Source organism: Shewanella sp. JNE2 (assembly GCF_023159115.1).
GTDB lineage: Bacteria > Pseudomonadota > Gammaproteobacteria > Enterobacterales > Shewanellaceae > Shewanella > Shewanella putrefaciens.
This window is the reverse complement of record NZ_CP096170.1, coordinates 123,601-142,546: the sequence shown is the minus strand read 5'-3', so window position 1 is coordinate 142,546 and position 18,946 is coordinate 123,601. Positions and strand designations below refer to the sequence as shown.

At 50.8% G+C, this 18,946-nt stretch carries 17 protein-coding genes and 2 pseudogenes; 2 read left to right on the top strand and 17 right to left on the bottom strand.

Features of this window, described 5'->3' with window-relative positions; genetic code table 11:
• Position 1 precedes the first annotated feature (1 nt).
• The 10 genes from MZ182_RS21235 to MZ182_RS21190 all read right to left on the bottom strand — a co-directional run bounded on the left by MZ182_RS21235 (position 2) and on the right by MZ182_RS21190 (position 10,155).
• Positions 2-1,435 carry a conjugal transfer protein TraH gene (locus MZ182_RS21235; protein WP_000256129.1) on the bottom strand — a complete coding sequence of 478 codons (1,434 nt, stop codon included), beginning with the start codon at positions 1,433-1,435 and terminating at the stop codon, positions 2-4.
• Position 1,436: 1 nt separating this feature from the next.
• On the bottom strand, positions 1,437-2,477 hold the full coding sequence (traF, locus tag MZ182_RS21230; protein ID WP_001326396.1) for a conjugal transfer protein TraF: 1,041 nt from the start codon (positions 2,475-2,477) through the stop codon (positions 1,437-1,439).
• Positions 2,478-2,587: 110 nt separating this feature from the next.
• Complete coding sequence (locus tag MZ182_RS21225) at positions 2,588-4,099, bottom strand: UvrD-helicase domain-containing protein (RefSeq protein ID WP_000811656.1); 1,512 nt, start codon at positions 4,097-4,099, stop codon at positions 2,588-2,590.
• A 286-nt stretch (positions 4,100-4,385) separates the two neighbouring features.
• Complete coding sequence (locus MZ182_RS21220) at positions 4,386-5,426, bottom strand: DNA-binding protein (RefSeq protein WP_000101568.1); 1,041 nt, start codon at positions 5,424-5,426, stop codon at positions 4,386-4,388.
• 152 nt (positions 5,427-5,578) lie between these two features.
• Positions 5,579-6,454, bottom strand: coding sequence for a DNA replication terminus site-binding protein (locus MZ182_RS21215; RefSeq protein ID WP_001097010.1), 876 nt, complete (start codon positions 6,452-6,454; stop codon positions 5,579-5,581).
• 209 nt (positions 6,455-6,663) lie between these two features.
• The gene (locus tag MZ182_RS21210) at positions 6,664-7,155 is read right to left on the bottom strand and encodes a hypothetical protein (RefSeq protein ID WP_000139717.1); all 492 of its coding nucleotides are present in this window, start codon (positions 7,153-7,155) and stop codon (positions 6,664-6,666) included.
• On the bottom strand, positions 7,152-8,021 hold the full coding sequence (locus MZ182_RS21205) for a 3'-5' exonuclease (protein ID WP_000997323.1): 870 nt from the start codon (positions 8,019-8,021) through the stop codon (positions 7,152-7,154). Before MZ182_RS21205 ends, MZ182_RS21210 begins: the two co-directional genes overlap by 4 nt.
• A 4-nt stretch (positions 8,022-8,025) precedes the next feature.
• On the bottom strand, positions 8,026-9,036 hold the full coding sequence (locus MZ182_RS21200; RefSeq protein ID WP_000543934.1) for a tyrosine-type recombinase/integrase: 1,011 nt from the start codon (positions 9,034-9,036) through the stop codon (positions 8,026-8,028).
• 2 nt (positions 9,037-9,038) lie between these two features.
• Positions 9,039-9,575 (bottom strand): hypothetical protein, encoded by a 537-nt coding sequence (locus MZ182_RS21195; RefSeq protein ID WP_000949433.1) that lies wholly within the window; start codon positions 9,573-9,575, stop codon positions 9,039-9,041.
• A gap of 298 nt (positions 9,576-9,873) precedes the next feature.
• Positions 9,874-10,155 (bottom strand): hypothetical protein, encoded by a 282-nt coding sequence (locus MZ182_RS21190; RefSeq protein WP_000575657.1) that lies wholly within the window; start codon positions 10,153-10,155, stop codon positions 9,874-9,876.
• Positions 10,156-10,416: 261 nt separating this feature from the next.
• Here MZ182_RS21190 and MZ182_RS21185 point away from each other — a divergent pair, with 261 nt between their 5' ends.
• Positions 10,417-11,019 (top strand): hypothetical protein, encoded by a 603-nt coding sequence (locus MZ182_RS21185; protein WP_000278322.1) that lies wholly within the window; start codon positions 10,417-10,419, stop codon positions 11,017-11,019.
• 15 nt (positions 11,020-11,034) lie between these two features.
• Here the strand turns inward: MZ182_RS21185 and MZ182_RS21180 are convergent, their stop codons facing one another.
• The 5 genes and pseudogenes from MZ182_RS21180 to MZ182_RS21160 form a co-directional block, all read right to left on the bottom strand.
• On the bottom strand, positions 11,035-11,487 hold the full coding sequence (locus MZ182_RS21180; protein WP_000791469.1) for a hypothetical protein: 453 nt from the start codon (positions 11,485-11,487) through the stop codon (positions 11,035-11,037).
• 166 nt (positions 11,488-11,653) lie between these two features.
• The gene (locus MZ182_RS21175) at positions 11,654-11,953 is read right to left on the bottom strand and encodes a hypothetical protein (protein WP_011872911.1); all 300 of its coding nucleotides are present in this window, start codon (positions 11,951-11,953) and stop codon (positions 11,654-11,656) included.
• Between the two features lie 47 nt (positions 11,954-12,000).
• The gene (locus MZ182_RS21170; RefSeq protein ID WP_000750746.1) at positions 12,001-12,243 is read right to left on the bottom strand and encodes a hypothetical protein; all 243 of its coding nucleotides are present in this window, start codon (positions 12,241-12,243) and stop codon (positions 12,001-12,003) included.
• A 4-nt stretch (positions 12,244-12,247) separates the two neighbouring features.
• On the bottom strand, positions 12,248-12,520 hold the full coding sequence (locus MZ182_RS21165; protein WP_000787563.1) for a MafI family immunity protein: 273 nt from the start codon (positions 12,518-12,520) through the stop codon (positions 12,248-12,250).
• A pseudogene (locus MZ182_RS21160) lies at positions 12,517-13,872 on the bottom strand (RHS repeat-associated core domain-containing protein); the annotation flags it as partial. The pseudogene MZ182_RS21160 and the gene MZ182_RS21165, both read right to left, overlap by 4 nt.
• Before the next feature lie 61 nt (positions 13,873-13,933).
• On the opposite strand from MZ182_RS21160, the gene MZ182_RS21155 reads away from it, so the two are divergent.
• Positions 13,934-15,081 (top strand): IS3 family transposase gene (locus MZ182_RS21155; RefSeq protein WP_087121881.1). Its coding sequence is split into 2 segments (ribosomal slippage): positions 13,934-14,171 and positions 14,171-15,081, totalling 1,149 coding nucleotides; the frame shifts between segments, so codons are not numbered across the junction.
• Here MZ182_RS21155 and MZ182_RS21150 read toward each other — a convergent pair.
• Positions 15,081-17,903, bottom strand: a pseudogene (locus tag MZ182_RS21150) (DUF6531 domain-containing protein); the annotation flags it as partial. The gene MZ182_RS21155 and the pseudogene MZ182_RS21150 sit on opposite strands and share 1 nt — an antisense overlap.
• 240 nt (positions 17,904-18,143) lie before the next feature.
• Positions 18,144-18,869, bottom strand: coding sequence for a hypothetical protein (locus MZ182_RS21145; protein WP_000988732.1), 726 nt, complete (start codon positions 18,867-18,869; stop codon positions 18,144-18,146).
• Positions 18,870-18,946: the final 77 nt, after the last annotated feature.

Here is an 18,946-nt window from a genome sequence, read left to right as displayed (position 1 = left end):
CTTAGTTCGTGCTAGGAGGATTGGACAAAGTTGCCAGCATGTATTTTTGCTTGCGGATGTTGTCCAGTAGGTTGTTGTATTTCTCAATTTGGCTTGCCAGATCGCCGTATTGAGAGGACAGGATTGTGTATTCAGCACGGATTTGCTGTTGCGATTGCGCGAGAAGCTCTAGTGCCTCTTTCTTGTAGGGTGATTTGCTGTTAGCCATCGCAATGCGAGCTGCGCGGAAGAACTCTTCCGAGAAGCTATACATCATGGTCAGGGCTATCGCTCCTGATGACTCTGTTGCGAACAGGTTAGCGCCGTCCTGTGAAAGGACAGACAAGTTACGAACAATGGTGCCAATCCCTCCGGGGAGGTTAGAAACAAAGGCCTTTTCTGGGTCGGTTAAGGTTCCAGAGTTCGTTGCGTATTTGTAGATCACACCAGGTGTAGAGCTTGTTCCTAACAGCATATCGGTGATCTGGTTCTTGATACCTTTGAGCACGACAGTTTTATTGCTGGAGCCAGCACTCAGGCAGTTGGTCGTATCAGAATCACAGGAATAGATCTCAACAGAACCGCCTGAAATCAGGTCTGACAAGGTGATCTTGTTACCTGGTAGGGTCGTCAGAGGGGTTGTTTTCGCACCAGTGCCGGTTGAGTTCGGGTCGTTTACCAGATCACCAATGATGACTGTGCCGGTTAAAGACATGATCGCTTCAAGAAGGGTGTTATCCCCGTACTGGAACCAGGTGTTGGCGTTGTTGCTCTTGAGTTGCTTCCAGACGATGTTGCCAATCATCTTGTTGTATTCGTCAGGTTTGTTGGCTTTCAGTTCTTCCAGAGGACTCTTGCCGCTGGTTTCCTGCTTGGACCCGAAGAAGTCTTCATACAGGCCGGAAGTTGTCGCGGTTATAGAAGCATCAGTTTTGTGTTTAAGGTCCATGCCGCTGGTTAGGTCGTTCACGAAACCTTGAGCGAGCTGGCAGGAGTTGCCCAGATGTTGGTTGAGCGCTTGCACTTTCTTCTGGAAGTTCTCTATCCACTTCGCTCCGTCCGGGAAAACGTTATCGAGCGCAAGCTGGAAGGCATAGCCCTTGGCGTTGGCTGCTACAGCCCGAAGGAGTTGGACAATTTGATCCGCGTTAATGAAGGAAAGCGAACCGCCGAACAGATCTACACCACCGCAACCAGCTTTCCATGATGGAGGGGCAAAGCTCACCAGGTTCTCGTCGAAGATTCGTGTCTTTGCAGTGAACCGGCCACCAGCTAAAACGCCACGTCGTTGGCTTTCATAAACCCCAGGTGGTGTTGTGTTGCTCATTTCATTGAAGAGTTTGTCCATCTGTGATTGGAGGCCGTTAGCGGCTATCGCCCCTGTCGGTGCCATGACGAGACTGGCCGCCACACTCAGGGCAAGCAGGCTCCTTTTTAATGTCTTGTGCGTGACCATCTTAGTTCTCCTGTAATTTGTCCCGGATGTACTTCATGAGTTGTTCCGGTGGCACAAAGTTGTCTTTATCACCGCTCGCTTGAGATAGCTGTTTGAGGTCAGAGCCCAGCTCTGGTGAGGCCAAGCGTTCGGCTATGTTGTTTTCCAGGTTGAGTACCGGACGTGTACGGTTAAACTCTTCGTCTGTGACCCAACCATTGCGTTTTGCTGCGACCAAAATCCTGTGATTCAGCTCAGGAAGAGACATTGGCCCTTGTCCTATAGGAGCGAACTGACCGTCTGGAGATGCGAGGTAAACAGCAGGGAAAGTTACGATACCAAGTTGTTTGGCATGGCCTTCATCGGTTTTGTAATGGGGGAAAAGCCCACTGGGGAGTGGTTTGCCGTCCATAGATACAGGAATGATCGAGAATCCTTCTCCTTGTTCCAACATCTTGATGAGCGGTGCTTGCAAGTCACTGTAGTCATCGTCGGACTTGTAGAAGAAGAATATCCCTACGCGTTCGGCTACGCTTTTGAGTAGCATGTTTTTGGCGTTACCAGCGTCACGATCAACTTGTTGTGAGGCAAACGTGGCAGCAGGACGTCGAGTAATTTCATCCAAGAAAGGATCACCTACGACCGCCAGCTCTGTAGCATCGGAAAATTGTTCAGAGCGATCTATCGCAAATCGTTGCAAGTAGAGAAACGTCCTGACGTTTTCAACGGTAGGATTGTTCCAAGCAAGGTCTTTGTACTTGGGTAAGTTTTCCCGGAACCATTCCGCTGAGAACATTTCTGGGCCGCTCGGAAGCGGAGCAGCAGGCTTAGGCTGTGTAGGCTTCGCTTCTGCCACAGGCTTTGGTTTGGGCTTTTCGGGTTTTTTCTCTGGTTCTTTGGGCTCTTCCTTGTACCAGAACCAACCCTCTTCCTTTCGCTCATAAAAACCAGGTCTTGTGCCATCTTGAGCCCAAGCCTGGTGTGATGCCCCCAGCGTGAGCGCTGCAAGGAGCAGTAAATTCAAAGGTGATTTTTTCATAGTCTCACGCACGTATTTTCCCATGCTCGATATGGTAGAGGTGGGAGGCGTGAAATTAGGCAGGTGTAAGCGCCCATTTAGGGCGCTTAGAGCGTTTTATTTGTCAACTTTCACATGTGAAAGAATTGACCAAACTATTTGGTCGTGTCCTCTTCAACTTCTGTCGCTTCTGCGGCCATCTTCATCTGCTTCTCGACCATGCGTTTTTGGGTGATGTAGCGGATAACCATCTCGACAGCGCTGTTCAACGCAAGGATTCGCATCGCTCTGGTGGATGCAACGTAGAGCAGGTTTATTTCATCGTCACGGGCCATTGGGTCGAGCTCTGGGTCCAGGACATCCGGAAAGTCGTCATAGAGCTGAACAAAGTCCCACTCCAACCCTTTGCACCGATGAGCTGTTGAGACCGTAATGTCAGCCCCAAACTCTTCTTTGACTGTATTGCGTCGTAGAGTGGTGAGTCGTTCAGGGATTTCATCGTAGCTGTTGATGATCTTGACAGCCCTCATCATCTCAGGGTCTTTGGTCGCCTTCGCTACTTCTTGATACTCGAAGTAGTCTTCATACTCATCAAGCAGTTTCTTATTCTTTACCCGGTCTGGCTCTGCCATCGAAAACCAGTACAAATCCTGGAGCTCATTGATCTGGTAAGCGTCGATTCCACCGACCCAGAATACCTGCGCTCCGGATTCGGTCGCAGAGAGCGCCGTCTCTATAACCCCCATGACGGTTCGGTGAAGTATTGCGCGGTGGCCCACGTCACCTGGTAAAAACATGAGTACCTGATCTGCTGGTCCCCGGCCAACAACAGGTCGTGTTTCACCTTTGAGTTCAAGAAGGGCGTTTGCCACCAGCGAAACGTTGGGGCCAAAGCGGAAGCTATGAGTGAGATAGAGTTGGTCGGCGTTCATGAGCTCTTTGCTATCAAGGGCGTTGTTTGCGCCTCTGAACCTATAGATCTGCTGGTGGCGATCTCCAACCAGGATTACCTTGCAGTTCTGCTGTAGGACGATGCTACTTGTTACGGGGTTAGCGTCTTGTGCTTCATCAAAAAGAATGGTGGTGTACCGGCGAGACAGATTCGGCATCCCGAGCTGATACTGTTTGAGGTAGCAATCGTGTACGGTCGGGAACGGATCTTGAACGTTTGTCATCCGTTTCCATATGAGCTCAGCACCTTCGACCACCTGGATTTGGTATCTCTCCTGTTTGGACGTAAGCACTTTACCCGTATCGGCGCGAGCAAAATGCGTATAAAGAATCCGCATGTCTGCACTACACATAAAGGCGTTGAGCGTATCGAGAATATCTTTGGCAAACGTCCAGTTCTTGGTATTCACCGCTTGGGCAATATCGGTGAGCCTTAGGTTGCCGGAGAGTTTGTGCTGGTAGCCCCTTCCTATAGTGGCGTAGGCAAGCTGGTGGGACGTTTTGCAGTCTACGTTTGCAGGAAACTTTTCTCTTGCCTCGTCGCGGATAGCCCTGTTGTATGCCAAGTAGAGGATACGTGAATCGAGGTTGTTGTGGGCGTACTTCACCAGTGTCGTGGTTTTACCCGTTCCAGCGTAGGCCTTAACGACAAGGCGAGGCCCTTTGTACTGAGTGATCAGTGATTGTTCTGGTGTGTCAGGAGGAAGTTGTTTCATGAGGCCCCCTACGACAAACACATCTGGAGAGTGATGCGCTTCTTTTGTGTCGAGAGGAACGTACTGATCCGCTTTTCTTCTCGGGGGAGGGATACTTCACAATCCAGATCTGTCCACCAGTCTGGGGCTTTACCTTGAGCCACCTCCGTAACCCAACTATGGAGACGGTGTAACCAGCGATAGTCGCCAATAGATGAGGTGGCTAGTGTCATAGCCTCCTCAATCTTGGTTTGAAGAGCCGCAGCTCTGTGTCGCCACTCTTCTGAATATTTAGCCTTTCGCGCCATCAGTTTTCCTCTTTCTTTTTCCCTCCCTTACCAGCTTTAGCGAGCTCTTGCTCCAACCCAGAAATTTTGGTCAGTGCATCATTGAGTCTTTGTTCGAGGCTCTTGGCCTGCTGGTCTTTTTCCTGCAACTGACCAGCCATCATGCCTTTGTCTTGAACAAGAGCGCGAGCTTCTGCTTCGGCGCTGGATAATTTGGCGTCCAGCTTTTCTACCTCTCCAGATAGGCGCTGGCACTCTCGTTCAGCGGATTCGCCATGAGCTTTGGCTGTGGCAAGGGAGTCCTGTGATTGGGCCAGTTTGGCCTGTACATTTTCGAGCTGCTCTTTCAACGATGTTTTTTGTTCCTGAGCGGCCCGGAGCTTTTCTGTCTGCTCTATACTCTTGCCTTTTTGCTCCTCCAACTCACCCTCTGTAGTTGCCAATTTTTGGCTCAAAGAGCGATTTTCGCTTTTAGCTTGCTCCAGGTGATCCTGTGCTCGGGTCAGATCTGCGGCTTTCGCCTCCAGCTTGCCCTCCAACTCAACGATCCGCTTTTCCAGCTTATCAATGTCAGCCAGTGAGCGTTCTAGCTCCGCAGACTTGAGGGATAGCGAGTTTTCTGCCTTACCAAGGGCCGCATCGAGCTCTGATTTTTTGTTGGTGAGAGCTTCAAGTTGTTCCTCCAGTAGCTCAGCCCGTTCGGTGGCATCATTTGCCATGTCCACGGCTTGCTGCATATCTTCCTGGTACTCAATTTCTTTCTGTCGTAGCAGTTCACGCTCGCGCTCAAGCTGTTCATCGGCGCTTGCTTTGGCTACCGTATAGATCTTCTGTAGGAAGAGCTCAGCATCGCTCATAACCGATTCTGGAAGGACTACCTCTACCAGCTCTTCATCGAGGGAGTGTTCCTCTGACCACTGTTTGAGATACGTTGAAATGGTGGTAAAGCTCCCCTTGCCAATGATGTCTCTGATAGCGATGACCGTTGGGCGTTTACCGGCGTCCTTGAGCTTTTGGGCCGCAGCCGCTACATCGTCAAACTCAACCAATTTTCTTGCCATGAGAACGTTCCTTTTAATTTGTAATGTTTACGATAATTACGATAATACGGTAATTATCATAATTATATATCATGCTGCTGTCGATTGGAATTGTTTGTGTGGGACAAAGCCCTTCCGGCTGCGGAAAAGCCTTGTTACGCGGTCACGCTGATTCATCCAGGGAAGGATTCGATAGTGACTCCACCGAAGGTGCCAAGGATTTCCGATGCCGCTTTATCAGATCGAGTTTTGCGTTGTTCTGAGGCGTCAAAGTTACGAAGCAATTTGAGCTGAACATCCTTATCCTGGAGCACGATCAGGGGCATTGGCGCGGTAACGGTTTTGAGTACCCCTGCGGCCATGACGTTTGCCACCGGTTGAACCTTTACTTCCCTTCGCTCCCGGAGATAAGGCTCCGGGGTGCTGGCGATCTTCTGGATAAGCTGCTCCAGGGGAAGTTGATAGTCTGGCCCAGATCGCTCCAGCTCCTCTCTGATGCGTTGCAAAAGCTCCTCTTTTACGGGCTTCTTCAAGGAGTCCTTCCGTTGCCAGGTGAAGCGGATAGAGTCGATGTCGCCATTGGTATAGCACCGAATTTGTCTGTAAAGGTGGAGAGTCATGACACCAGGGCAGTCCGCTCGAAGTGCTTCAAACCTCTCTTGCCTGGTGGGGTACGTCGAGATAATGAACTCCTCGATACCAGCTTTGGCCGCGTTGATGCGTTCAACCGTCGCCGCAATTTCGTCAGCTACACCAATCCTGGAAGGGGAGAACCAGAGTACCCCCACGGTGCGCCTGGCAGACTTCTGCGAATAGTCTGGGTTGATGTGAAGATCTCTGTAGCTGTGCGCTGCCAGCTCAAGAGCTTCGCGCCCAGTTTGTTCAGTTACGACAATCTTGTTGACGGGCTCGTTCTCCATTCCTTTTCCGGTAGGAGGGATGGCCGCAACTTTTGCGTACCGTGGCGGTAGTCGTTTGATAAGAGAGGACAGGTTCGTTAAGTCGCGGCACATGGCCGAGAATTGTTCTGATATGAAGTTTTTAGCCATGCTGCCGCCTATGTGTGGGTTTGTTCTAACAGTTCATTGGTTACATAGTAGACAGATTTAGACCATCATGCAACGAGGGGGAGGGGCAAGCCAGAAATGTGGCTGAGGGGGACTGCTGGGGTGGGGCTGGCACCCTCTATACCCCACTTTGCATGATGGTCTAACTTTGTGGTTATAGGACGACTTTTAGAGTGCCTAGATTTGCTCGATTAGGACAAATTTCGGTCCATCCACGCTGATTGGCGTAGCAGCGCGATGGCATCAGAAGGGGTAACTTTCCATGCGTTGGAAAGCTGGCGAACTGCGAAGACTGCGAGCTCCATTCGGTCGTCATCATTGATGAAATTCTGGAGCTGGTTTCCTCGCTCACTAAGGATGATCGCAACACCGGCCTTGCCGTTGTTGTAAACCGCAAAGCTCTTATTCTTCGCGTCGCCGTGATAGGAACCCTCAGCCTTGCTACGCAAACCAAAGAGAACGCTGCAAAACGCCGTCAGTTCGCCGCGAGTGAGCTGCACCGTGATCTTGCTTTTCCAGTCTGGGCTGGACCCCGATGCCCTGATCGGCGCAATCTCGATGCTGACCGTAGGATATTCACCTCTGGTTAGCGTGTGTTGCACATTCAGGCCGGTGCGTTTCGCGGGGTCCTTCTGCCAGTCTGAGAAAAATTTGAGACTTTCGCCGTAGGATTGTTCTGTCATTCCAAATTACCTTTGCTTTGAAGCTCCTGGAGCTGGACCACGAGGTCACGTTGGACTTTGGCTATCTCTGTCACCAAGTCGGCGGTGGCAATAGCGTCGGTCGCTGCTGAATGGGCTCGACCTTTCCAGCTCACACCTGCCTCGCAGGTGGCATCCGCAAGTGAGATTGTGCCGTGCCGGTTGGTTGAGCCAAAGGCATCAGCCGCCAGCTTCATCGCGCACAGACAGTTCTGCTCTTGCCACCAAGAGAGTTGGTCTCCAAATGCACTGGCTGTTTGCCTCAACATCCTACTGTCGAAACTGGAGTTAAATATCACCAGATGACGGCCCGACAAAAGCCGGGCGAGAGCTGGCGCAACTTGAGTCCACGTAGGCTCATTCGACAGCTCAGTCTCGGTGATGCCATGAACACCCATTGCCTGAGGGTCTATTTCCACGGTTGGCCGTAATCTGGTGCAGAGGAGAACCGCGCCTCTGATGTCAGTAACAGCCAGCTCGATCACCTGGTCTCTTTCACCAAGTCCGGTCGTCTCGGTATCGAGAACCAGAGGTTCCAGAGCGACCCACCTTTGTGCCATGACAGAGGCCTTTGCCAGGTTGCTACGCATTCTTGCCTTGACCGAAAGGATGGATTGCGCCCTTATTTGCTTTTGTGATGCCGGTGAACAACCCCTTCTCCGCATTGGTTGGCAATCTGCTATCCGGTACACTCCAAATTGGCCACCATACCCGTTTTTGTAGAACGAAACTGGCTCTACTCCTGGCTTAGGCTTCATCCGAAATTCGTCCCTGAGCCGTCCTTTTGAAAAGCACCTATCGGCTTTCATGGCTTCGGCTCTGGCAAGTTCGAGTTCTTCATCATTCATGCTGTTAATCCGCTATATCGAGGCGTTGGCTCGCTCTCTTCAAACGCTCATCGCCGCGTCTGTCATATTTCTGGGTAGTTGCAATGCTTGAGTGGCCCATTGCGTCCTTCACGGTCACAATATCCTCACCGTTATCCAGCATCGAGGAGGCAAAGGTGCGTCGCAGGTCATGGGGCGCAAACATCTCCAGACCGGCTTCAACTCTTCTGGTCTCCAAGATGTGGTAGATGGCCTGATCCGACATCCGCTCTCCAGTCACATCATCAAACCGCCTGATCCTCGGGAATAAAGGCCCTTCATGCGTTCCTCGAACCTCTTCAACCCACTTATCCAGTCTTTTCCATGCGCCACCAGGCACATACGCCATTCTCTCTTTGTTGCCCTTGCCAAGAACCTTGAGAGCGCGGTCCTTGTAGATCATGCTTCCCATGTCCAGCGCAACGATTTCCGAGCGGCGCAAGCCACACCCGAGGAGCACCCCGAGAATGGCCGCATCCCGAAGCCCTTTGGCGCTTGAATCACTTTCACATGTGAAAAAGAGGCTGCGAATCTCATGGCGTTCAAGTGCCCGCCCTTTAGGAAGTCGAGATCCACGTACTGAACGGACTTGCTTAATGTGCTGGAAGCTATCCGTATCAATTTGCTTCATCGTCCAGGCTTCAAGAGCCACCCCTTTGAGCGCTGACAGGTAGGTGTTGATCGTTGCCGGAGCCTTCCCTGCATCCCCCAGCATTTCCAGCACCGCCAATATGTGGTGCCGCCTCATTGAGCTCCATGCACAGTCACGAAGGTTCTGAAACCCGATCATCTTGGCGACAATGTTGAGGAATGAGCTCATGGTCTGCCTGCTTCGCTTTGACCCGAGGCTCACCAGATAGGCGACGGCGGGGTTGTCCTGGATGTTCCGGAGCGAGCTCGATGACGGCAACAGTTCACCGCGAATGCTTTGTTCTGCCGGAACATTTACTTTCGCATGTGAAACTAGCTCTTCCTTGTCATTGTTTGTGTCGTGCAAAGTTACCTCCTAAGCCCGACCGCAACGAGAAGAAAATCCCATATTTTGAGGTGAAGAGGTAGTTCCTCCTCCATATGTTGCGTTTCGTAGCTTTGCATCAGTGGTTCAAACTTGGTTGGATTGCACAGCAATTCGTAAACTGTTCGGTTGGGCTTGGTGATCGGCTTATTCGGAGTGAATCCATGTTTGTTCTGGAGGTACAGCGCTACCGCGCCACTTCTGGATTCTCCGTAATAGCAATGAACGAAGATCTGATCGATACCGCTACCAACCAATCCATCCAGGAAGGTGGACAGCTTTTCAGCCTGGGATGAGTCAATGTAAGAGGCGTAATTCATCCGGAACGCTGCCTTCATCGTGTGGATGGTGTTCTCAGAATAGCCGCCGTCATAGAAGCTATCGCGGTACAACTGCCCCCACTGTCCGAGAGCGGCAGGGGACTTGTCTGGGTCAGTTATGGAGATCATGGCCGCACCGGGAACCGGCTCCAGTCTTTCGGCCTCCGCTTGACTAATGAAAAAGACTTTTTTGCTAAGCATGTCCCATCATCCCCTTACAAGGATGTGTTGCGAGTAGCTCACGCGCCTGACTTTGCCCCTCTTGAGTATCTACAGGAGCGGTCGTATACACACCTCCATGCCGCAAGTCCACAATACTGGTCCGACAGCAAGAACCTACGTTCTGAACTTTATTGTCCGAATCCAAACCAGCAAAAGTATGGCACGGTCCAGGGAATGGTTTCCTGCAAATAGAGCAGCGCTCAAAGTTCTTATCGAGGATTCTCTTTAAAACTTTCTCAAATTTGTTTTTGTTTAACATCGAGTTCTCCACACAAAGTTACTGGCCGAGCATCCCAGCCAAGGTGGTCTGCTGGCCTTCGCTACAAGGTGCAAATCCGGCAAAAGCACCGGCATTAACCTTGAGCTCATCAAAGCGTCCATCGGTGTCCCGGTAGTACACCTTACGTTTTCCAATTCCACCTTCGAGGTTTGCGGCCAACCAGGCGATCACTGCATCAGCATCGTTCGTAACTGATGCTCCCTGATCCAGATCGATAAGTACCAGGTGGGTGTCCGTCTGGAGTGCCACTTCAAAGGTCGCTCTTACATCAAAAATCACTGGTCGCGCTCCTTGTAAAAAGTGGGCATTCAGCACCACCTATCCTATTCCAAAAACTCTACTTTTTCAAAGATACATTTTAATAAGTAGAACAACAGCAAGAGGAACTCAAATTTATTTACCGTAATTATCATAATTACGGTAATACGGTAATTTTACAGATTTGGATGGAATGGTATAAGATGTCTCGCTGGAACATACTTGCTGAAAAAACGCTTAACAACGATAGTGAAAACATCATGTACAGGTGCGAGAGATAATATGTATAAGAGCCTTGAAGATCTGATGGCGGGTATTTACGAGATGGCAGCGCCAGATGGCATCATCTGTAACGAGGTTTCCAAATTCCTTGCGGCCAACCAGGTCAAGCCGGAAGACATAAGCTCTGGGATCTGGTTTTTCCTGTGGCTGAAATCAGCTCCCAAGGATGCGAAGCCAATCCAAAAAGAAATCCCCGGATTTGGAGTTGTTCTCAACATGCCGACTTATGGCGGAACGCTCAACGAAGCAATCACAGGGTTGATCGAGAACGAGTGCCGTCAAATAGAGCTCGCTGAGGGACATCCGAGCCTTGAGGCTTGGGTTGAATCAGTATTAGCCGGTCGAGATGACGGAGAGGAAAATGAAGCTGCGGCCAATATCGTGGATCTGCTTAATGGGTGTCACGACCTACTGGATACAGCAATAATCAATTACCTTTTTAAGGTGGGAAAAATCAACGAGCAAGAGATTTTGTCGCTCATCTATTATGGAGAGCTATGTGACCACTCTCTTGTCGGTACGCCTTTTTCAACGTTACATATCCCGAGTGAAAATAACGTCCACGAACGTAACATCATCCCCATTAAAAAAGGAGCCAGTTAGGCTCCTTTTTGTTACTCAGGGTTTGCTTTGAGAAACAACTTCATTCCAAGTATGCAGCACCTTCGATAGGTGCTGATGCTTTCTGGTGAAGTCCTTATCATCCAAGAGTGCTTTAAATGGCGCGTTCAGGTCACTGCATGTGACGTTCTTGCCGATCACAGACAGGGTATCCTGGAGTGATCCACCAGCAGCATCAAGCCCCATTCTATCGACGGTCTCACTACTCACCATTGCCTGGACAACATTGGTGAATGCCTTTGAGTTGAGCTGCTCAACGCTCAGGGCTGTATTGCATTTCTGCTCAACCGCTTGCTTGTACTGGATGGTGTACTTTGCAGTGATAGGTGACATGGTGTTCATCGCAAGTATGTATGCGTCTACCTCACTGGTCGGTAATGTCGCGGCATAGACTGACGAGCATGATGCGGCTGCGGCCATTATCAAAGTTATTACCTTCTTATTCTTCATTTCTCTGAAATCCCCCTTTAAAATATGGAGCTACAACTCATTTGTACCAATCATAATACTATTGATTTCCAAAAGTATCTCTCTCTACTGACTCTATGATGGCTCGCCTTCCAAACACTTGGCCGCTGGCGGCGGCTGGGCCAACGCCAGAGCCTGATCCACACTATCATCCGCCTGAAAAAAATCTCATTACCTCTGACGGATAAAGAAACAGATTTCCCCCTTTGGCAAAAAACAGATACCAAACAGAAAAAGCCACAGAAAAAACACCTGCAACACACACTTCAAATCTATTTCTTGCAGAGAAATACTTGTAGTGCTTTTTTTCGTATCTCGGGGCTCTCATTTTGACTAGATTTTTCAATGTCAACCAAAGAAAGATAACCCCAGTAGGAAGGATAACTATCACAACCCCAAAGAAATAAATTGTGTATATAATAAAATCAAACCAGTTATTGATTTCCATAAGCCGTCCCCAATGCTGCGCCAATAGCAGAACCATGTGAGCCGTATTTAATCCCTGGATTCCTCATTAGCTCTCTTTAACTTTAATATTTTCCTTAGATTTAAGTATCCATAGATTCCTGAGAACACTCCATACCCCCCCCAAACACCAACGGACAGATATAAGGCGAATTTGCTTAGAGGCCCATTCACATAATTTAATAAAGCGAACACTGCAATTCCTATAAAGGCTCCAGCTAACGGAAATCCAAGCAGATATACTGCTCTATATTTTAAACCGGTTTTTTTCATCTTATTATTTATCTATATGTTTTGAAATCTTATCTACAATGGATGTAGTATCCATATTCATTATCCTCCCTGCTTTTTCAATCAGAAACTCAGCTTCATTTGTTATGTTCTTTGACTCTTCATTAATAATGTCAATGATAGTTTCTAGTGCGATTCCATACTCACCCACATCAATAAATTCTTGCACTTCTATACTTTCAGATTCAGAAAACGAATCAGACAGCACCATAAGCAAAAGATCTAGCGTGGATTCAATTTCTCTATATTCATTTTTCATTTTGGATTCCTTGGTACGTTTGTTGGAAAACCTGAAACAATATCACCATTAGATTCTTGTATTACACGAACATTAATACCTTCTTTAACTGCCTCTGCAATAGTCCTACCACCGCGCCCAGCCTTTCGAGAAACATTTGGATCGGTAGCTATATCGGAAATGACGTGCATAATTTTTTCATCAGACCAACTTTGAGGAAACTCACTTTTTCCAGGCTTGCCTGTTCCTGCTCGATGCCCTCCACCAGTGGCGTCACCATCAAGAATATGCTTACGTCTCTGGGAACTGGCTAGGTCTACAAAATCATCAGCCGTATTTTTAAAAGCGCGTTCCGCAACATTCCCTAGCGCCTTATAGTTGCCAGGCAGGATAATCCCAGCAGCAAAAAGCCCCCCGGAAATCCACTTTTCTCTTGAGGTCGCACAATCACTGGTGATGGTCTTGAAGGTGTCATAGGCGTCCCAAGCGCTCAAGGCAAAGTCTATGGCAACATAAGCCCCCAGAAGAAGCGGCACAAACTCCCCTGTTGGATCTGCATTGCCTATCGGGTTGCTCAGCGCATAGGCATAGGTGTTAATCCCACCAGCCAGCCCAATCGGGTCACTGGTGATGTAACGCCCGGTATTCGGGTCGTAGTAACGCCGCCAGTTGTAGTGGAGCCCGGTCTCCGCGTCGTAATACTGTCCTGGGAACCGCAAATTGAAGGTCGGCCCCTGAGTGGTGATGCTGGCCTTACCGAACGGGCTGTAGCTCGCCTTCCAAACCACTTGGCCGCTGGCGTCGGTTAGCGCCTTCGGGGTGCCCAGATGATCGACGTGGACTTGATAGGTCTGTCCTGACTGAGCAAAGCTCAAGGGGGTGCCATCGAGCCAGATATACTCCGCCAGCACGTCTCCAGTGGCTGCGTCCAGCTCCTCGATGAGGTTTCCTGCCAAGCCGTAAATCAGTAGGCGGGTCTGGCCGTTTAGGGTCTTAGTTACACGCTGATCCAGATGGTTGTAGGTGTAAGCTGCTGTCACTCCAGCGACCGTTGCGGCCACCAGCCGGTTCTGGCTGTCATAGGTGAAGGTATCCGCCCCCTGCTTCGTCAGGTTGCCATTGGCGTCATAGCTTCTGGAGGTTTGCCCAGTCTTCACCAGCCAGTTGTTCATGTAGTTGATGGTGTAGCTTTGGCTCAGGCCATCGGTCGTGATCGAGGTCCTGTTGCCGGTGGCGTCATAGCCATAGCCCAAAACGCCATAGAGCCCCTCAGCAGAGGTGATGCGGCCAACCGCGTCATAACCGAGTGACTGATTGACTGATGAGCTGAGATTGTCGTCTATGGCTGAAATCAACGAGTCTGGCGTGTACTGAATCGCCACGGGTTTAACAGACACCTCAGAGTCATTTAAGATGGCTTAAAGAGAGGTGCCCATGAGCAGTAAGCGTTATCCCGAAGAGTTTAAAATTGAAGCAGTCAAACAGGTTGTTGATCGCGGTTATTCTGTTGCCAGCGTTGCAACACGTCTCGATATCACCACCCACAGCCTTTACGCCTGGATAAAGAAGTACGGTCCGGATTCTTCCACTAATAAAGAACAGTCAGATGTTCAGGCCGAGATCCGCCGTCTCCAGAAAGAGCTGAAACGGGTTACCGACGAACGGGACATATTAAAAAAAGCCGCGGCGTACTTCGCAAAGCTGTCCGACTGAGGTACGCCTTTATCCGTGACAACACCTGTTGCTGGCCTGTTCGCCTGCTCTGTCGGGTGCTGGATGTTCATCCCAGTGGTTTTTACGCCTGGCTTCAGCAGCCGCATTCACAACGCCATCAGGCAGACCTGAGACTGACAGGACAGATTAAACAGTTCTGGCTGGAATCGGGATGCGTCTATGGTTATCGTAAAATCCATCTGGATCTGCGGGACAGCGGGCAACAGTGCGGAGTGAACAGAGTCTGGCGACTGATGAAACGTGTCGGGATAAAGGCTCAGGTCGGATACCGGAGCCCGCGGGCACGTAAAGGCGAGGCCAGTATCGTGTCGCCCAACAGGCTCCAGCGACAGTTCAATCCGGATGCTCCGAATGAGCGTTGGGTAACGGATATAACCTACATCAGAACCCACGAAGGCTGGCTGTATCTTGCCGTGGTTGTTGATCTGTTCTCACGCAAAATTATCGGCTGGTCCATGCAATCCCGGATGGCAAAGGACATTGTCCTGAACGCACTGCTGATGGCTGTATGGCGGCGTAATCCCCAAAAACAGGTGCTGGTTCATTCGGATCAGGGCAGTCAGTACACAAGCCATGAGTGGCAGTCGTTCCTGAAATCACACGGCCTGGAGGGCAGCATGAGCCGTCGCGGTAACTGCCATGATAATGCGGTTGCAGAAAGCTTTTTCCAATTGTTGAAACGCGAACGGATAAAGAAAAAGATCTACGGAACGCGGGAAGAAGCCCGCAGCGATATTTTTGATTACATCGAAATGTTTTATAACAGTAAGCGTCGGCATGGTTCTAGCGATCAGATTTCACCGACAGAATATGAAAACCAGTATTATCAACGGCTCGGAAGTGTCTAGATTATCCGTGGCGATTCATACCGATAGACCAGCGAATGCACTCTAGTAGCGTCGATGCCGGTGACTCGGTAATTGAGATCCAAAGAGCGACTTTCTGAAATGCCGTTCCATCTGACCATACTGGTGACGGGGCCAAAGGGCGCTCGCTCGATCTGGCTTGCCAGGCTTGTTGTGGTGCCTGCTTGTGTCGTTGCCACCTCGATGACGTCACCGGCTAAATCACGGGTGTAGGAAACCTCACGACCACTGGGATACGTGATCTTCGTGATGAGGCCTGCACCATCGTATTGGTACTGGGTAGTAAGGCTCTGCCCGTGGGTTTCCCAGGTCTCGTAAGCCAACCATCCTTCGGGTGTATAGCCATATCTCCGGACACCGTTGCCATCATCGACTGAGGTCAAGCGGCCCATGCCGTATGGTGAGGTTGCTTCGTCGTACCCGTACAGAATTGGCGATTCGCCAGCGACACCGCTGGATGCCTCGATGATCCGGTTCAGCGCGTCGTAGCTGTAGCTTGTGGTTTGTCCCTTGGCCGTCTTGCGCGTTGCCACGTTACCGGCTTCGTCATAGGTAATGTCGGTGGTGCCGGTGTCCGGGCTCCGGACCTGAGTCACTTCGCCAAAGCCGTTGTAGCTGTAGTAGGTCAGGCGCGAACGAGGGTCGGAGACACGGTAAACATCGCCGGTATCCTTGTAGAGCACCTGCGTGACCTTCCCGAGTGGATCGGTCGTTTGTGTCCGGTGATGGAAGCCGTCGTACTTGTAGGAGTGTGTGTTACCAGAGGGACTGGTCTCCTGTATCAGGTTTGCCACCACATCGTAGGAAAACGATGACTGATTGCTATAGGCGTCGGAGACACTGGAGAGCCAGCCGATTTCGTTGAAGATCCGGCGCTCTATCCAACGGGTCTGGCCCAGCGCATCGAGCAGTCGCTCTTCTACTGGGTTCCCGAGGTCATTGAGCTCAAGCTCGCGCCGGTTGCCCTGTGCATCTGTTTCCGCCACCAGCCGATGTGCAGCGTCGTACTCATAGCTGACGGTTGCACCATTTGGCTTAGTCAGCGAGCTCAGGAGGCCCACAGCATCATAGTTGTAGGCCGTGGTTCCTTCTGGTCCAGTGGAGCTGACAAGTCTTCCTCTGGCGTCATAGGTGAGGGTTTGGGTTACACCGTTGACGCCCTGAATGGTCCCGGCGCGACCGTTCGCGTCGTAGTCACCAAACTGCATCACCTGCCCCAGCGCGTTTGTTGTCCGGATCAGGTTGCCCTGGTCATCGTAGTCAAATGTCGTAACATCGCTGACGTCGGTGCGCGGACCATCAACCGAGGCCAACAGGCTCGGCTTTCCTGTACCAACAGGGGCATAGGTGTAGGTCCATGTCCGGGAAGCGCCCGAGCTGCGATCTGTGACCTTGCGGCTTATCACCCGGAGATGAGTGTCGTAGGTAAGCTCAGTGATCCTGGTTGGTTCCGTGATTTTTGCAGGGAGCGACTTGGAAGGAAGCCAGTCGGTCGTAACCTTGCCCCCATCCTGGTCTATCTGGGTGGTTTCCAATCCCCGGTCGTTATGGGTGAACGTGCGCTTCTGTCCAGCACGATCTGTAATGCTGGAGACGAGGCCTTTGCTGTCGTAGACGTAGGTTTCCTTGCCTCCCACAAAGCCGGTACACGGCGCACCCTCAACAACATCAGGCTTGAGCATCCCGTTGTGACGGCTGTAGGTATATCGCTGAACGTGGCCGAGGGCGTTGGTGACAGAGACGCTTCCGTCAGCGTTGTAGCTTACCTGAGTCTTCTCTGCGCCCCCGGCGTGTTCACTTAGAACTGCCATCCCCTGAGCATCATATCCCCATGTGGCGAAACGGTTGCCGTTCTCGTCCACCAGCCCAGAGAGCAAACCCGGTGCATTCGGGTCATCGTAGAGATAGCTGCGGCTCGTATTGTCCTGGTAGATCACTTCCGCCAGCTTGCCAGCGCTGTTGTACTGGTACTGAATACTGCCACCAGCAGGATCGGTGACACTGACCATGCGGCCATCTTGATGCTGGAACTGGATGTTGCGGCCAAAGCCGTCAGTGATCGAGGATAGCTCTCCGTTCAGATAGCTCAGGGTGATGTGATTGCCGTTGGGCTTCTCGATGCCGGTCAGTCGTCCGGTTTCATCATAGGCCTCGACTACCCCGTCAGATTGAGTGTAACGCCAGCCGGTAGCATCCTTCGTCAAGGTATCATCGGTTTTCCATGTTGGCACCCAGACAGAGGACGAGTTGTAGAACGCGAGTTGTTGCCCTTCTGGCCGGTGCAGGACAACCATGTTCTCACCGTACTTCGAGGCGTTGACCTCGACGCTCCGCGAGTAGGTATGCCGCCAGCCGCCGAGCTCTTCATCAGGAAGGTGGCTATTGTAGTATCTGGTGAATGTGAAAGGGTCGGAGCCTCCGCTTTGATAATCCAGTTCAGCCTGGAACTTGTTGCCGGTGCCAAGATGGATAGGGTTCCCTACACACATGGTCGTTGTTGGTAAGCCGAGATCCCTGTCCAGGAACGGTGTTTTATCCATCTCACCCGGCAGAACATAGGTTGAGCGCCAGTAGACCGTAGCTGGGTCGCCAGTGCAGGTAGTGGGGTCATAATCGCCAGTAGCACCTAGATACTTAAAACAGATCCTGGAGACATAACGGCCATCACCATAACTGGCAACCGGATAAAGCGCATCCCCAACTGGCGTTCCCTTCCCTTGCTCCTCACCAGAGCGATAATTCTTCATGAAGGAATGCGCGTCTATGATGGTGTTGAAGCGCATTTTGTCTACTTCGGTGCTCACGGCTACAACCCGCCATTGTGCAAAAGCAACGCATGGCAAAGTTGCGAGCACCACAACGGCCAATGACCGCAGGTTTCGCATCAGTAAAAGGGAAGGTCTCGATCTCATTTACAGCTCCAGTTTTTATGCTGGAGCTATTTTCAGGTGGGAGAGTCGTTATCAACGACTGCGTTTTTGCCCTTTTAGGGTATGAATACGTGATTTGGAGAGGTTGTGTATTCAGAACAAATGAGAAGCAGGTTACTCATTTCGCTCAAACACTGTGACAAGAACACGTTTTTGGTTGTCGTCGTTGATCACCATCAGGTACTTGAACTTGGAATCTCTATGGCCCCAGACTTCCACGTTATCTACGCGGCCATACTTTCTGGCTTTATGGCGAGCCACTTTCTCGTCAAAGGGTTGAACCTGTAACTCTGGATGCTGGAGGCGACCAACGAGTGAGGCCCACGGTTTTTTAGGGTCTCCAGAGGTTATCCGGGCCTGATACTGATCGATGGCATGTTGAGTAACAAGGACGGGACCAATGGCCGGTGTAGAGATTTCGTCATGGGTTTGAGTATAGGCTTGCTTGTCCACATCGAGGAGCTCAACGTTGCCCTCACCCGGCTCATCCATAAACTCCATGCTCTGCGAAACTTCAATAGTAGCGCCCTTTAAACGTCCAGTGAGGCAAGCCGCAAACTTGAATGCAAACTCCTTGGTGGATTTGCCCAGCGCCAGCTTTTTAATCGCACCTTTGGATACCACCAGCTTGTAACCAGCACCAGCACCTGGCTCTCTGCAAAAAACCTGTTTGTCCAGCGCCAGATAGCGAATGGCTACGAGCTCAGCCAAAAGATCTGCCTCCTCGTTGTCAAAATCAATACGAACATCAAGGATGCCTTTCCGTTTTGTACCAACGCGCCAGAATACAAGGGCTGAATTATTAGAAGTTTTCTTCGAGACAGTAGTCAGTGTCATCATGGTCTATTTCTCCATTATCGGGATAATGGTCGGCATCGCCGCCAGCACCCCTATTCGTTAGGGTTCATTTAGATGCT

Bases quoted from the DNA above. Each gene is read 5' to 3' on its own strand.
- MZ182_RS21235 (WP_000256129.1), bottom strand. From the start codon at position 1,435: ATGGTCACGCACAAGACATTAAAAAGGAGCCTGCTTGCCCTGAGTGTG.
- traF (WP_001326396.1), bottom strand. From the start codon at position 2,477: ATGGGAAAATACGTGCGTGAGACTATGAAAAAATCACCTTTGAATTTA.
- MZ182_RS21225 (WP_000811656.1), bottom strand. From the start codon at position 4,099: ATGAAACAACTTCCTCCTGACACACCAGAACAATCACTGATCACTCAG.
- MZ182_RS21220 (WP_000101568.1), bottom strand. From the start codon at position 5,426: ATGGCAAGAAAATTGGTTGAGTTTGACGATGTAGCGGCTGCGGCCCAA.
- MZ182_RS21215 (WP_001097010.1), bottom strand. From the start codon at position 6,454: ATGGCTAAAAACTTCATATCAGAACAATTCTCGGCCATGTGCCGCGAC.
- MZ182_RS21210 (WP_000139717.1), bottom strand. From the start codon at position 7,155: ATGACAGAACAATCCTACGGCGAAAGTCTCAAATTTTTCTCAGACTGG.
- MZ182_RS21205 (WP_000997323.1), bottom strand. From the start codon at position 8,021: ATGAATGATGAAGAACTCGAACTTGCCAGAGCCGAAGCCATGAAAGCC.
- MZ182_RS21195 (WP_000949433.1), bottom strand. From the start codon at position 9,575: ATGCTTAGCAAAAAAGTCTTTTTCATTAGTCAAGCGGAGGCCGAAAGA.
- MZ182_RS21185 (WP_000278322.1), top strand. From the start codon at position 10,417: ATGTATAAGAGCCTTGAAGATCTGATGGCGGGTATTTACGAGATGGCA.
- MZ182_RS21180 (WP_000791469.1), bottom strand. From the start codon at position 11,487: ATGAAGAATAAGAAGGTAATAACTTTGATAATGGCCGCAGCCGCATCA.
- MZ182_RS21175 (WP_011872911.1), bottom strand. From the start codon at position 11,953: ATGGAAATCAATAACTGGTTTGATTTTATTATATACACAATTTATTTC.
- MZ182_RS21170 (WP_000750746.1), bottom strand. From the start codon at position 12,243: ATGAAAAAAACCGGTTTAAAATATAGAGCAGTATATCTGCTTGGATTT.
- MZ182_RS21165 (WP_000787563.1), bottom strand. From the start codon at position 12,520: ATGAAAAATGAATATAGAGAAATTGAATCCACGCTAGATCTTTTGCTT.
- MZ182_RS21145 (WP_000988732.1), bottom strand. From the start codon at position 18,869: ATGATGACACTGACTACTGTCTCGAAGAAAACTTCTAATAATTCAGCC.